Raw genomic sequence first — 13,137 nt, 5'->3', positions numbered from 1 at the left:
TTCAGGCTCCGGCAATGTCATGTAAAGCCTGAATCACACGCTCGATATCCTGATCCGTCATTGACGGAAACAGCGGAATCGAACACATCTGCTGGCTATTCAGTTCACTGGCAGGTAAACGTAAATCGGGATAGTGTTCGCGATAATATTTGTGGGTATGCGCCGCACGGAAATGCAATCCGCTGCCTATATCCCGCGACTTAAGTGCCTGCATAAAGGCATCACGCGTCAGACCGCAGCGCTGCTCATCAATGCGAATAATGAACAGGTGCCACGCGTGCTGATGTGGCCAGGCAGGCAGTGACAATGGCGTAAACGGCAGCGTGTGCAGCGCTTCCAGATAGCGCTCAGCTATCTCACGGCGGCGAGCAATAAAACCGGGTAGCTTCTGTAACTGCACCAGCGCAATGGCTGCGCTGATATCAGGCAGATTATATTTAAAGCCCGGCATCATCACTTCTGCCTGTGGCAGACGCCCCTTGGTCTGGCGATCAAAAGCATCAACCGCCAGGCCATGAAACTTGAGGCTGCGAATACGATCGGCGAGAGCAGCGTCATCGGTCACCACCAGGCCGCCTTCCGCACAGGTGATATTCTTGATGGCGTGGAAAGAGAAAATAGCCGTGCCGCGATGCCCGATTGGCTTCTCGTGATAAGTCGTGCCCACCGCGTGAGCCGCATCTTCAATAATGGCGATGCCATGCTGCTCAGCAAGCTGATAGATTGGCGTGAGATCGGCGGGAGCACCAGCGTAATGCACCGGAATAATCGCGCGGGTACGTGAGGTAATCGCCTGAGCTATGAGTTCCGGCGTCACCATCAGGTTGTCAGGATCGACATCAATCATCACCGGCGTGGCGCCCAGCAGCGTGATCAGGTTCAGAGTGGAGACCCAGGTCATGGACGGCGTAATGACCTCATCGCCAGGCCCGATTCCCATCGCCATCAGCGTTACATGCATCCCCGCTGTGGCAGAACTCACCGCAATGGCGTGCTGGTTGCCAGTCAGTTGTACAAAAGCCTGCTCCAGTTCCGCACATTTAGCGCCTGTTGTTATCCACCCGGAGTCAAATACCGCTTTAACAGCAGCCAGCTCTTCATCACCAAATGAAGGGCGGGAAAATGGCAAAAAATCCATGCTAAAACTCCTGCAGATCAAACTCATTAGCTGTCGAGCGTTGTTAATCAGACACAACGCCGGCAAAAGAATTGAAATAGCGAATTATCAACATCCGGTTATGGCGTTATCGACACCTTATTTTCCCGTTCTGGAATTGAGGTTACCGGACTGCTAATACAAACTAACGTATGAAACTTAACTGAACATTAAATGAATAGTGTTCATTGCAATAAAATGAAAGAAGAGTGAGTTAAGGTTTTACGAAAAAGTTCACATTTAAGTTAATAATAATGACTCCGCTCTCAATTTTTGATTTATTGATGTTTTGTTTAAGATCGCAAGGGCTGCCACTTCTCAGATCATAAACCCACCCACCAGAGAAGCAATATCTGAGATTCAATACAACTAAATGATTTTACTGAAAATAAATCCAGACACACCAGGCAACTCCTGATCAAATCAGTATCCTGTTAATTTCACCGAAAACATCCGCCGATAAAAGCGTCTTAATGTATTCTTAATATTGTTCGTTATTAATGTTCAGCCCTAACAATAATTATTACACTTTGGTGAAACTAAGGTGACAGTCAGTTAATATTTGTCAGATTACCTGTGCCTGAAGGGTGAAAACAGTGCTAAAAAAATCGAATAAGATCGTGGTTTGAGGCGTTAACGTCTGGTCTGCCTAAAAAAGAGAAAATTGTGATGATGCGTGTCGCCTGTTTATGCACCCTGTTCGCCCTGCTCAGTCCGGTACTTTACGCCGCGCCAGTAACCTATACCATAACACCTGATAAAACATCGATTGGCCTCTCATGGCGTACCTTTGGTCACGATTTTTCGCAAGCCAGACTACAGGGTGTGTCTGGCACGGTGACACTTAATCCGGATGAAGACCATGACGATCGTATCGAAGTGAATATTCCAGTGGGCACACTGGTGGCATCGAACAGTCTGTTGACCTGGCAATTGAAAAGCGATCTCTTTTTTGATGCGGAGCGTTACCCGCAGATTCACTTTGTGAGCAGTCGTGTTGCCTCACTGGGTGAGGGTAACTACCGTATTTTTGGCGTGCTAACGGTTAAAAATGTCAGCCGGTCAGTGGTGATGCAGGCCTCACTGGACAGTGGTAAAACAATTGATCCGGCGTCACGCTCTCTGGCGCTGCATGCCTCCACCGCGATATCCCGCTCTGCCTTTGGAATGGATCGATTGGTTGGAGTGGTTGATGATCGGGTAAACATTGCGCTGATTATTGCCGCACAGGCCAGATAATCGCTGTTGAAGCAAGCGCTCAGGGACAGACTTTTTTAACTGAGCGTGGTCACCAATGTTTCAGCGATGGCAGCCAACTGAGCAGTGGGATTACGCCCTATCAACACATACTGATAGCCACCGCGCTTCCACCAGGCCAGCTGCATGCCGTGGCGCTGTTCCTGAGTAATCGGGTTCGAATCCTGTGGTGCAGGCGAGATACAGAGCGCCATCGGACCGTAATCAGCATGCAGCCAGGCGATCTGTGCAATCGACGTTCGTTCGTAACGCAGGATCCGCACCATTTTCAGTTCAGCGCCTGGCAGGCGAAGTTGCTGCGGGTGCAGCTCCAGTCCTAAATCCAGCCGTGTACGGTCGAGACCTCTCTGCAGCATTGCGGCGTCATTGGGGGTATCGGCCAGCGTTTCAGCACTGTAAAGCGACATATAGCGCGCCTCCAGATCGCGGATATTCTGACTTTCATCCTTCCCATCATCTGAGGGTCTTGCCAGAAAACCAATGCCGCTGCCCACCAGTAAAAAGCTGACCGATGCGGCAATAAGCGCGCGACGACTATACCCGGTGGCCACCTCGGGTGCCGGAATGGTCGCCAGGCGCTGGGCCATTCTGGCCTGTGGTGCCTGTTCGAGTAGCGGCGAAAAAGCCTGTTCAAAATCGAGACTGGTGTGCTGAAAATGCGCAACCCGCTCGACCAGTTCAGCATCCTCATCCATCGCCTGTTCAAACTGCGCAGCTTCTCGCGGCGTCATCTCACCATCCAGCCAGGCGACAATCGCCTCATCGCGCCACGGCGGCGTAAAAGTTTCCCTGTTCATCTCCGTTTCTCCTTCGGTGAGGGCGTGGTCGCCGGCTGTCTGGCTAGCGTGGCGCGAGCGGCGGCCAGACGGCTCATAATGGTGCCAACCGGGACAGCCAGCGTCTCTGCTGCCTCCTGATAGGTTAGTCCTTCCACGTAAACCAGAAACAGCGCATTTCGCTGTGCCTCGGGTAAGGCGTTAACGTGTTGCATAATGCGCTGGAAATGGCGATTGTCGTCGCTGGTGGCGTGATTATCCGCGGCCAGCAGCGCATCGGGATCCACAAATCCCTGCCCCTGCCGCACTTTTCGTGCGCGTAAATCGCTAACCCAGATGGAATGGAGGATGGAAAACAGCCATCGATCAATACGCGTGCCCGGCATGAACTGCGCGCTGCGTTCCAGCGCGCGCACGCAGGTTGACTGTACCAGCTCTTCTGCCATGTCACGGTTGTGTGACAACACATAGCCATAACGCCAGAGCCGCGTCAGATGTTCCGCAAGGTGCTGACGGATGTCACTGTGAGTGATTTTTCGCTCCTCCCTGCCGCATCAGACCTCAGGATGGCCATTGATCGCGGCTTGCAGATCGCGGTACTCCTCGCAATCTGTACCACAAATCCCGGCAATGGTTTTTAACTGTTCGCGAGCCAAATCGGGACGCCCTTTAATCATCCAGGCTTCGCCCAGATATTCACGCACTTTAGCGTAACGAGGATCAAGCGCAATGGCGCGCTGATAATAGCCAATACCCTCGTCGGTACGCCCCAGCTTGCGGGTGGCATAACCACGGTAGTTCCAGGCTTCGCGCGTATCCTGATTTTTCAGTGTATCCAGCAGGTTCAGCGCCGCCTGATATTCGCCCTTTTTTGCCAGATGATAGGCATAGCGCGTTTTATCATCGTCACTCAACTTGCTGGTTTTTTCGGGCACACAGCTTTTCGTATGACTGTCATAGACCTGACCTTTTGGACAGTCGGGCGTTTTTTTATCACTGTCATTATCACCCATCGCCATACTCAGCGGAGAGTGCAGCATCAGCAATAGAGCCGGAACAGCAAGCAGAGAAATACCAGAACGCGTTGTCATAATTTATCCTTATCGGGTCTGTGAGGCAGGCAATAAAGTCCGCCGGATGCAGTCCGCTATCGCGGCGCTGTACGGTAAACACCTCAGCGCCGGTTTCTATTCGATAAAAATAAAATTATTTTTTATCAGCCTGCCATGCCTGATCAAATCAGCAGTTTTTCCACCTGGCAAAAGCGCCCTTCTGCCAGCGAAATTACGGCGGCTTCCGCAATTGCCTGTGCTTTCAGACCATCCTCAAGGTTCGGCAGATCGTCAATCTGCTCACCATTCAGCGAGCGGATAAACGCATCCAGATGGGCATAGTAAGTGGGCTGCACCCGGCTAAACCAGTCGGGTAGCAGCCCCGGCTGCAGAATCTGCGCACTCCGATAGCAGCTGACTCCCCGCTGTGGCTGAGAAGCCGATTCGAGCATCCCGAGCGGTCCCATCACACTGATACGTTCATCGTAGCCATAACCAGTGCGGCGAGCATTGTCCAGCTGTGCCAGCGCCCCGCCGTGCAGCCGCAATAGCAACGTGCTGGTATCCACATCGTCAAATTCGCTGATCGCGGGTAACGCCAGCGCTGCCCCCATAGCAGCAACCTCGGTGACCTCATCTTCAGTCAGCCAGCGCAGCAGGTCAAAAAAGTGGATAGCCTGATCGCGCATCTGGCCACCGGAAGCTTTCAGATAACTCAGCGGCGGCATGGCCGAAGAGCGGCAGACCATTTGTATCAGTTCTGCCGGCCCAATCCGCCCCAGGCGGAGTTGCTGTTTAAGCTGCTGATGACTGACATCGAAACGGCGATTAAACCCCACAGTGACTGGTACGTTGTAAGGGAGGACATTAGCCACAGCTGAGCGTGCACGCTCAAGAGAGAGATCGATCGGTTTTTCACAGTAGATTGCTTTACCGGCACGGGCGGCGGTTTCCAGCAAATCGGCATGAGTCGGCGTTGCGCTGGCGATTAACACCATATCGATCTCTGCATCATTGATCGCCTCACTCACGGATGCTGCACGGGTCGAAAAGCGCGTCGCGAACGCGTCAGCGCGTGCAGGTTCTGCATCGGCCACCCAAACCAGTTCAACCTCAGGATGCGCCTGAAGATTCGTGGCATGAACTTCGCCAATAAAGCCACATCCCAACAGGGCAACACGTTGCTTTTTATTCATTTTGAACTCCGTCATAGTCCAGCAGAAAGCTGAACCAGCAGGATAACGCGGCGTCTTAAACTCATCGCATGGTGTTTTGAGGTGTTTACCTCAAAGGAGCAGACATGTCGCTGAAAGACGTTGCCCTAAGGGCAGGGGTTGGGCTGGCAACCGTGGTTCGGGTGCTCAATGAATGTTTCAGAAAGATTGGCACCCCTGTTAAACAGACCTCAAAACTGACATTTTTATAAAAATTAAAATATAAATCTATTTAGGATTCATTTGGCATTTTAATAGTTTACCCCGCTCAAGAGTTGTTATCATCACAGCGAATATGGAACGCAGTCATGCCGAAACAAAAGCCGAAGCAACATAGTTGCTCTGAAACCGACAACGGGGCACCCTGCAGAACGTTTTAGCATTCAGATACTGATGGCAGGATAGTCCTGCATTTTTCCTGCACCCATTACGGTGCCTGACTAATCAATGAGAGTTTGCTTTGGAACACTATTTATCCCCGGTGCGCACCACCAAAGAGAGAGTGCTGCACGCGGTTGTTTTCGAAGTTGCTGCCAATGTGCTGGTATTCATTATCCTGATGATTTGGGCCTCAGCTGCCCCCGCACAATCGGCACTGTTGACGATCGTCTCATCAACGCTGGCAATGGGATGGAACTACCTGTTCAATCTGATGTTTGACAGCATCCAGCTCCGAACAGGATTTAAAAAAGACTGGCGAATGAGATGCCTCCATGCCGTTTTGTTTGAGGCTGGACTGTTAGTGGTGCTGATACCTTTTGCAGCATGGTGGCTGAATATTACGCTACTCGCAGCGCTGAAACTGGAATGCGGGCTGGTGCTGTTTTTTCTGGTCTATGCTTACCTGTTTAATCTGATTTGGGATTACGCTAGTGCTGCTCGTAAAAAGAACAGTTAAATTAATTTCAGATAGCACAATGAATAAATCCTTTCATCTGAACAAATTAAACAAACTTTCTTCTTTCGAAATTTTTAGCATCCCGAAATTTAGATATGCAGAAATAAATTATAAACATAACTTTTCTTTCAGCGAAAAAACACCATCAAAAAACCAGAATAATAACGAAAGAGACCTGTAGAAAAGTGCGTCCAGAAACAGGAGTCGGAGTGTGTTGTTCCGTTAATTTTTTAAGATTTTTTTAATTGCACACCCGGCAAAACAACTCATAAAAGAAATTATTTTCAGCGACTGCACTTAATAAAAAAATTCAGCCTCATTTCCTGTTACAGGAATGAGGCCAGAAACGTTAATCAGTTCAGTTGAAAAGAAAACTCATTGAATAACGGAACGGTAATTAATAAATATTCATGATAAAACCAGGCAAAACTATTTATAATACAACAAAGTTAAGCATCATCATGCTGACTATCGAATAATCCAGGAACTATTTAGAATGATCACGATGAAATAACGCCCACTGCTCAATCTTTTCTCCTGATGGCAAAACGCAATAGAGCGCACTGCCGCTGGATGATGCCTCTTGCACCAGCTTTCCACCGCGCTGAAGACACCATTCGCTGGCGGGATTACGCATTATCAGGCGCTGTGGTTCAGCATTGTGAGACGTGCAGCCACTCATTTGCACGGTAGCCAGCATCAGAGAACAGATTGCTATTTTATTGGCGACTTCCATTTAACTCTCTCAACATTAATTTCAGGCACACTCTTAATTAACAGGCTAATTCTCACATACTTTTTATTATTCGAAAAATGAAGTTGTTTAGGTATTTTCAGCATTCTGAAACGTGTATTAATTTTTATAACTATAGCATCTTCTCATTAAACTCTTTCATAACGATGTCATAAGTTTGTCACTCCTCTCACCCAACAAAAAAAGAACAACCGAACCACATCAAAAAGAGACATTGTCGATTAAGGCTCTGGGGTATCAATAATTCCTTTATAAAGCTCAAACAGAGAAAGATCATTGATAAATGCGTTAAATTGCCTGTCACCGTTGAGTGAAAACTTTTTCATTACATTATACTTATGTGTGTAAATAGTTTTAACTGAAAGATTAAGATGCTTAGCTGTTTGCCCGACATTATACCCTTTTTTTAAAAAACTCAGCACCTGCAACTGGACTATCGTCACACGTGCAAAAACACAGCCTGTGCAATCTGACGGTAGAAAACCTTGTCTGTTTCCCTGATGACCGACCCAGAAGCGAATGATTTTCTCGTGAATATCCCGAATGGAATCATTGCGCGAAATAATAATAATAGAGCGATAGCATACAGGAAGTTGCTCAAGTGTGATGTCTTCAACATCGTCAGTGAACACTATAATAATGCTACCGGGCTTCCGAGCACGGTAGGCCGGCTGACACATATAAAGACGCCACTGAGCAGCATTAATGAGTATAAAATCGGCCAGGCCCAGACGTTGTGAACTGTCAGTTCGTAAAAACTCCACAGATGAATCAGATAGTAATGCCTCCTCAATTATTTTTGAGATGCCCAACCGAAAGAAGTAGTTTTCATTTGTACAAACAACTTTAAAATCCATTTTTTCCTTAAGCATCTCAAAAGTTAAAATAATCAGGTAAACTTGCCATTAACCAGGGTGAGCTCACCTTTCTCTTTCAATTCTTTCAGCACTCTGCAAATTGAGCTTTTTGAAAGATGTGAACTACTTTGAATCAGACAAAGTGCTGAAAATCGTTTTTTAAGATGCGGTGGTAGCTTTTCCCAATGCCGGATTAAGGAAACCACTTCATCATAGGAATTATTTTTAGATAACTGTATATAGTTCATCAGGTCAGAATATTGGCCAGATAAAATAGACATAGCGTCATTGAAAAGGTCTTTCTCGAAGATCAGTTGCCAGAATAGATCGTAATCAATAAAACTGACTTTTCCATAATCAATCCTTTCCAGATAAACGGGAGGTTCATCGAGTGCTGGCGTAACGCCGACAACAAAGGGAGCCGATAAGACATTCAACACCTTATGATCGCCCTTTAACTTGAGTAAGAAATCACCATCAAGAATGAACATAATTCGGCGTAGATTATCTTTAGTAAGATGATAGCGACGCTTCCCACGCGAAATCTCATCTGGATTTGCAGCCTGGGTATATCCGGCTAATGCATCAATGACCCGCTCATGATTTTCGGTTACTCTAAACATAATAATTAACTCAATCTGACTAACACAAGGTTAGTGATTAGTAGAAAAATCAGTAAATATCATTACACCACTTAAATGCTTGTAAATTAGCAGACAAAAGCACACGTCAGAATTTTAACGAAGTAAATGATAGCGTTGTCGTTTTCTCAGGAAATCATAATCACCTGAGCATACAGGTTATCGATTCGTCATATCAGGCATACAAAAAAGCCTTACAGTGTTGAGATATAGCCAAAGTTGAGAATAAAAATATTCAGCCATCATTGTGAAGTCCTGTATTGATAAAATAACAAAACATCCGTCAGGCTTAATTAGGACACACCGCTCCCAAAATGGACATTTAAATCCACAACAATCTAATAATTAGGTTTTTATTCTATTTTAATGCCTCAATATAGGTTAAAGCTCCAAAAGGAGATTTTGCACCCAGCACCCTATCTTACCTGCAGGTGTACATAGTGTAAGTTCTGCACTCTCTATTTTGGTAAGATCCGCTTTTGTCCTCGCATTGAAATCTTGATGGCAGAATGCATACCATCCGTATTATCAACACTCTGGCAAACGGGATTTTAAAAACCAAAAAAACGCTCATCTGAACGCCTATATTTATTACCAACCGGGGATTTACGTTGCGCCTGAAAAATGGCATCAGAAAAATACCCGTAAGAGCATTCTATCTTACGGGTATAATTCCCACTAAAAACTGACGGGTTTAATACCGCTGGCAGGTAAATAAACTTGAAAGGGGACCACTTATAAGATAAGCATTCCCATTTAGCCGGGTGATGTCCAGCTGTAAATAATTGGGGTCGAGTGCAATCTCAGCCAGCAAAATATTAAAAACATCGTCTGGTGTTGAATCATTCGTAGAAGTGATCATCTTTGTGATTTTATAACGGTATGTATCACTGTCTATTTTCCGGCCCTGACTTAACGCAATACGCCGATTAAGTCCTGTAATCTTATCATCAACTGTAACCTGACCATTTAATAACAGATATCCTGTATCAGAATCGATAAAACGCAGATCCTGTGTTACAGCAAACTCAATTCTAGTAGCATCATGACGGCTTAGCTCGTAGCGACTGAATGCTGAGCAGCGGAAAGGCAGATCGTTAGCCCGGGATTTGAAAAAGTTAAATCCTGTAAAAATCACCAGTAAAAGTGCAGCCAGGGATATTGTCAGCGTGGCATTTCGTTTCAAGACGTTCTCCAGTCCAGATAATAGAAGTTGTCACAGGAAACGATATGACCACTACTGTTAAGATTGCATGCAGAGAGCATCGTTCTGCCATAATTAGTCGTCGTTAATGAGGTTTTTTTATCAAAATAGATACGGCGTCCTGGTATACAGGATTGATTATTTTCTTTCAGGATTTCTGTAATTTCTTTATTAAGTGATTTTTTTTCAAAAACATTGAGCCCTTGCAATATCACAGCTTCGCAGCCGCCTTCCAGTTTGATGGTACTCATAGAGTAACTCTTTTCATCAAAGCCAGACCCCGCGTAATACCAGAGAGAACTGCCCAGTAACACCAATATAATAATGAAAAAAAATCATCTTACTGAAGTTGAGGAGCGGTTTTTTGACACTTACATCCTGATTAACAGACTCAGTTAATAGAGTGTGGCTTTTCTCCACTGAACCAGAATCTTCAGCGTTCACCTCATCCGTTTGGGCATCTGTCACATCCGTAGCCTGTGGGCTTTCACGTTCAATGCTGATGTCAGTGTTGAGTCTGATGCCAATTTTCGGAATGGTGATAATTAAATTTTCACAGCCATAAGCGGCGAGCGCTCTGCGCAGCATACTTAGATACTGATTCAGATTACTGTTTGAGCCGCGCAGGCCATATTTATCCCAGACTTCAGTCAGCAGGATTTCGCGTGCCAGGACTTCTCCCTGAGAATTCAGCAGCTGCTCAAAAAGACGACCAGAAGAAATACTCAGACTCAGCGTTTCCTGGGTAGGCATGTGCGTGAGGGTACAGTCGTCAGAATTGTAGGTGATCTGGCCATCAATAATGTAAATCATTAAAAAACCACTGAATTTTCCTTCATTCCCGACAGTATAATTCAGCTCAATTAAAGAAGCACTCAAGAAACCTGAATCTGACATTTCACTAAGATGATGTTTAGCTGGCACTACTATGGCGTATCCAGAGGAGATTCGATTGTTTGATCCTTCTCACCGATGAGGTACTGAGTCGCATAAACAGTGCCAGACTCTCTCCATCTTATCCGGACTGTAGATTTTCACCGCAGCTCAGCCTAACATGTGACCATTAATAACAGTGGTCACTGAGTTTTCATCCACCTTTACTCTGTCAGGTTTTAACAATGATCCAGTCTGTAACAGAAAATGCGACACGTGGTCCGGCCGGGCACAACGTTCGTGACCAGATTGTTGATGCTGCCATGCAACACTTTGCACATTATGGCTATGAAAAAACGACGGTTTCTGATCTCGCAAGAGCTATTGGTTTTTCGAAAGCATATATCTATAAATTTTTTGAATCTAAACAGGCGATTGGAGAAGTAATATGTGCCAATCGGCTGGCAATGATTATGCAGCGTGTCGAAGAAGCGATGGTTGATGCACCTGGGGCATCAGAACAACTGCGACGGCTGTTTCGCACGCTTTCTGCCACCGGCACTGAATTGTTTTTTCATGAACGCAAACTCTACGATATTGCCGCTGTGGCATCTCGCGATCGCTGGCCATCAGCCTCAGCTCATGAAGAGCGACTGCTTAACCTGATTCTGCAAATACTGCGCCTTGGGCGCGAAACGGGTGAGTTTGAGCGTAAAACACCGGCTGATGAAGCAGCAGAAGCGATCTATCGGGTTCTTAAACCTTATGCCAGTCCGGTATTGCTCCAGTACAGTCTTGACGACGCTGAGGAAGCCTCTGCGCAGCTGGCAGCGCTTGTATTACGCAGCCTGGCGCCCTGAGCATTCCGCATAATGTGACTATTGACTTAATTAGTCACCAGATCAAATATAGCGACTTGTTTTGTCATCGCTCTGGATTCTGATGCTACTTCGCTTATCTCAGCCTGTGATGTTCCATCTCTGCGCGCGTCCATCGCACTATCCTGTGCTGGGCCTCGCTATTTGCGCTTCAGGCGCGTTTCACCTCTCCGCGTCAGCATGTCAATCGCTGCCCGGACAGCTTACGGGAGCAACCTCATGAGTCACTCATCCTCATCACAACGCATCGTCATTACCGGCGCGGGCGTCGTTTCGCCATTAGGTTGTGGCGTTAACAACGTCTGGCAGCGATTAACGGCGGGTGAGTCCGGTATCCGCACGCTGCCCGACACACTCACTGCCGGCACCGGGATTTCAGTAGGTGGCCTTGTGCCAGGCATTGATGAAGATCCGCTGGCGGGATATGACCCGGAGTCATTCATTGCGCCGAAAGAGCGTAAGAAAATGTCGCGATTTATTGAATTTGCGCTGCTTGCGGCAGAAGAAGCGCTGGCTCAGGCGGGCTGGCATCCTGAAGATGAGGCCGCGCGTGAACGCACCGCGACCATTATTGCCTCCGGCGTCGGCGGTTTTGGCGCAATTGCTGACGCCGTGCGCACCACGGATGGGCGCGGTCCGCGCAGACTTTCGCCCTTCACTGCCCCCTCGTTTCTGGCCAATATGGCCGCGGGTCATGTCTCTATTAAATACGGTTTTACCGGCCCGCTGGGCGCACCGGTTACAGCCTGTGCCGCAGGCGTGCAGGCTATTGGTGATGCAGCAAGGTTAATCAGAAGCGGCGAAGCGGACATTGCGATTTGTGGCGGGACCGAAGCGGCGCTGGATCGCGTAACGCTGGGCTGTTTCGCGGCAGCGCGTGCCCTATGCACGGGCTATGAGGAGCATCCGCATCTCGCATCACGTCCGTTTGATCGCGACAGAAACGGCTTTGTGATGGCCGAAGGTGCTGGTTTGCTGGTGATCGAGTCGCTTGCCCATGCCCAGGCTCGGGGTGCGACGCCACTGGCGGAAATTATCGGTTATGGCACCAGCGCCGATGCTTACCATCTTACCGCAGGTCCGGAAGATGGCAGTGGCGCTGCGCGGGCAATGAGAACCGCTCTGCGCCAGGCGTGTATCAGCGCGGATGACGTTCATCACATCAATGCTCATGCAACCTCAACACAGGTTGGCGATCACGGCGAGCTGGCCGCTATTCGAGCTGTATTTGGCGATAATTCACAGGTCGCGATCTCTTCAACCAAATCTGCCACCGGCCATCTGCTGGGTGCAGCGGGCGGCGTTGAGGCGATATTCACCCTGATGGCGCTGCGTCAGCAGCTTATCCCGCCGACACTGAACCTTCATCATCCCGATGACGCAGCAGGCAATCTTGACCTGGTGGCGCTCACTGCACGCCCGGCGGAGTTGACCTATGCCATGTCGAACGGTTTCGGCTTTGGCGGCGTCAACGCCAGCCTCCTGCTTCGTAAGTGGCATTGACGTCATCGTGAAGACTCAACCTGCGCCACCAGACATCCTGGTCGCGCAGGGTTTAAATCTCCAGAAGATCACGC

At 48.0% G+C, this 13,137-nt stretch carries 16 protein-coding genes; 5 read left to right on the top strand and 11 right to left on the bottom strand.

Features of this window, described 5'->3' with window-relative positions:
• Position 1 precedes the first annotated feature (1 nt).
• Positions 2-1,138 carry a UDP-4-amino-4-deoxy-L-arabinose aminotransferase gene (gene arnB, locus EE896_RS21530; protein ID WP_003850562.1) on the bottom strand — a complete coding sequence of 379 codons (1,137 nt, stop codon included), beginning with the start codon at positions 1,136-1,138 and terminating at the stop codon, positions 2-4.
• 687 nt (positions 1,139-1,825) lie between these two features.
• Here arnB and EE896_RS21525 point away from each other — a divergent pair.
• Complete coding sequence (locus EE896_RS21525; protein ID WP_140915805.1) at positions 1,826-2,395, top strand: YceI family protein; 570 nt, start codon at positions 1,826-1,828, stop codon at positions 2,393-2,395.
• A gap of 35 nt (positions 2,396-2,430) precedes the next feature.
• Here EE896_RS21525 and EE896_RS21520 read toward each other — a convergent pair whose 3' ends face one another.
• The 4 genes from EE896_RS21520 to EE896_RS21505 all read right to left on the bottom strand — a co-directional run bounded on the left by EE896_RS21520 (position 2,431) and on the right by EE896_RS21505 (position 5,437).
• Positions 2,431-3,210 (bottom strand): anti-sigma factor family protein, encoded by a 780-nt coding sequence (locus EE896_RS21520; RefSeq protein WP_140915799.1) that lies wholly within the window; start codon positions 3,208-3,210, stop codon positions 2,431-2,433.
• Positions 3,207-3,656 (bottom strand): sigma-70 family RNA polymerase sigma factor, encoded by a 450-nt coding sequence (locus EE896_RS21515; RefSeq protein ID WP_003850565.1) that lies wholly within the window; start codon positions 3,654-3,656, stop codon positions 3,207-3,209. The genes EE896_RS21520 and EE896_RS21515 overlap by 4 nt, the downstream gene beginning before the upstream one ends.
• An 87-nt stretch (positions 3,657-3,743) precedes the next feature.
• Positions 3,744-4,280, bottom strand: coding sequence for a tetratricopeptide repeat protein (locus EE896_RS21510; protein ID WP_003850566.1), 537 nt, complete (start codon positions 4,278-4,280; stop codon positions 3,744-3,746).
• A gap of 143 nt (positions 4,281-4,423) precedes the next feature.
• On the bottom strand, positions 4,424-5,437 hold the full coding sequence (locus EE896_RS21505; RefSeq protein ID WP_140915800.1) for a Gfo/Idh/MocA family oxidoreductase: 1,014 nt from the start codon (positions 5,435-5,437) through the stop codon (positions 4,424-4,426).
• Positions 5,438-5,541: 104 nt separating this feature from the next.
• On the opposite strand from EE896_RS21505, the gene EE896_RS21500 reads away from it, so the two are divergent.
• Entirely contained in the window at positions 5,542-5,667 is a 126-nt protein-coding gene (locus EE896_RS21500) for a LacI family DNA-binding transcriptional regulator (protein WP_003850568.1), read from the top strand.
• A 248-nt stretch (positions 5,668-5,915) separates the two neighbouring features.
• Positions 5,916-6,353, top strand: a complete 438-nt coding sequence (locus EE896_RS21495; protein WP_105100072.1) for a PACE efflux transporter — start codon at positions 5,916-5,918, stop codon at positions 6,351-6,353.
• A 487-nt stretch (positions 6,354-6,840) separates the two neighbouring features.
• Here the strand turns inward: EE896_RS21495 and EE896_RS21490 are convergent, their stop codons facing one another.
• From EE896_RS21490 to EE896_RS21470, 6 genes are all read right to left on the bottom strand, one after another.
• Complete coding sequence (locus EE896_RS21490; RefSeq protein ID WP_003850570.1) at positions 6,841-7,089, bottom strand: putative hemolysin; 249 nt, start codon at positions 7,087-7,089, stop codon at positions 6,841-6,843.
• Positions 7,090-7,328: 239 nt separating this feature from the next.
• The gene (locus EE896_RS21485) at positions 7,329-7,964 is read right to left on the bottom strand and encodes a helix-turn-helix transcriptional regulator (RefSeq protein WP_140915801.1); all 636 of its coding nucleotides are present in this window, start codon (positions 7,962-7,964) and stop codon (positions 7,329-7,331) included.
• Between the two features lie 32 nt (positions 7,965-7,996).
• A complete protein-coding gene (locus EE896_RS21480) occupies positions 7,997-8,587 on the bottom strand; it encodes a helix-turn-helix domain-containing protein (RefSeq protein ID WP_008926814.1) in 591 nt (196 codons plus the stop codon).
• Between the two features lie 712 nt (positions 8,588-9,299).
• A complete protein-coding gene (locus EE896_RS21475; RefSeq protein ID WP_140915802.1) occupies positions 9,300-9,791 on the bottom strand; it encodes a FidL-like protein in 492 nt (163 codons plus the stop codon).
• Entirely contained in the window at positions 9,788-10,060 is a 273-nt protein-coding gene (locus EE896_RS22750) for a hypothetical protein (protein WP_225613909.1), read from the bottom strand. Before EE896_RS22750 ends, EE896_RS21475 begins: the two co-directional genes overlap by 4 nt.
• 16 nt (positions 10,061-10,076) lie before the next feature.
• Positions 10,077-10,733: a winged helix-turn-helix domain-containing protein gene (locus EE896_RS21470; protein WP_238343256.1), complete on the bottom strand. Its 657-nt coding sequence runs from the start codon at positions 10,731-10,733 to the stop codon at positions 10,077-10,079.
• Between the two features lie 194 nt (positions 10,734-10,927).
• On the opposite strand from EE896_RS21470, the gene EE896_RS21465 reads away from it, so the two are divergent.
• Both EE896_RS21465 and fabF read left to right on the top strand, forming a co-directional pair.
• Positions 10,928-11,542, top strand: a complete 615-nt coding sequence (locus EE896_RS21465; RefSeq protein WP_039661988.1) for a TetR/AcrR family transcriptional regulator — start codon at positions 10,928-10,930, stop codon at positions 11,540-11,542.
• 237 nt (positions 11,543-11,779) lie between these two features.
• Positions 11,780-13,063: a beta-ketoacyl-ACP synthase II gene (fabF, locus tag EE896_RS21460; protein ID WP_008926810.1), complete on the top strand. Its 1,284-nt coding sequence runs from the start codon at positions 11,780-11,782 to the stop codon at positions 13,061-13,063.
• The last annotated feature ends 74 nt before the right edge of the window (positions 13,064-13,137 follow it).

The sequence above is a fragment of the Pantoea eucalypti genome, from assembly GCF_009646115.1.
Taxonomy (GTDB): domain Bacteria; phylum Pseudomonadota; class Gammaproteobacteria; order Enterobacterales; family Enterobacteriaceae; genus Pantoea; species Pantoea eucalypti.
The sequence above is the reverse complement of the archived record's forward strand: the minus strand, read 5'-3'. Positions and strand labels throughout refer to the sequence as shown.

Coding starts and splice junctions, on each gene's coding strand:
- arnB (WP_003850562.1), bottom strand. CDS start 1,138: ATGGATTTTTTGCCATTTTCCCGCCCTTCATTTGGTGATGAAGAGCTG.
- EE896_RS21525 (WP_140915805.1), top strand. CDS start 1,826: ATGATGCGTGTCGCCTGTTTATGCACCCTGTTCGCCCTGCTCAGTCCG.
- EE896_RS21520 (WP_140915799.1), bottom strand. CDS start 3,210: ATGAACAGGGAAACTTTTACGCCGCCGTGGCGCGATGAGGCGATTGTC.
- EE896_RS21510 (WP_003850566.1), bottom strand. CDS start 4,280: ATGACAACGCGTTCTGGTATTTCTCTGCTTGCTGTTCCGGCTCTATTG.
- EE896_RS21505 (WP_140915800.1), bottom strand. CDS start 5,437: ATGAATAAAAAGCAACGTGTTGCCCTGTTGGGATGTGGCTTTATTGGC.
- EE896_RS21500 (WP_003850568.1), top strand. CDS start 5,542: ATGTCGCTGAAAGACGTTGCCCTAAGGGCAGGGGTTGGGCTGGCAACC.
- EE896_RS21490 (WP_003850570.1), bottom strand. CDS start 7,089: ATGGAAGTCGCCAATAAAATAGCAATCTGTTCTCTGATGCTGGCTACC.
- EE896_RS21485 (WP_140915801.1), bottom strand. CDS start 7,964: ATGGATTTTAAAGTTGTTTGTACAAATGAAAACTACTTCTTTCGGTTG.
- EE896_RS21480 (WP_008926814.1), bottom strand. CDS start 8,587: ATGTTTAGAGTAACCGAAAATCATGAGCGGGTCATTGATGCATTAGCC.
- EE896_RS22750 (WP_225613909.1), bottom strand. CDS start 10,060: ATGAGTACCATCAAACTGGAAGGCGGCTGCGAAGCTGTGATATTGCAA.
- EE896_RS21465 (WP_039661988.1), top strand. CDS start 10,928: ATGATCCAGTCTGTAACAGAAAATGCGACACGTGGTCCGGCCGGGCAC.
- fabF (WP_008926810.1), top strand. CDS start 11,780: ATGAGTCACTCATCCTCATCACAACGCATCGTCATTACCGGCGCGGGC.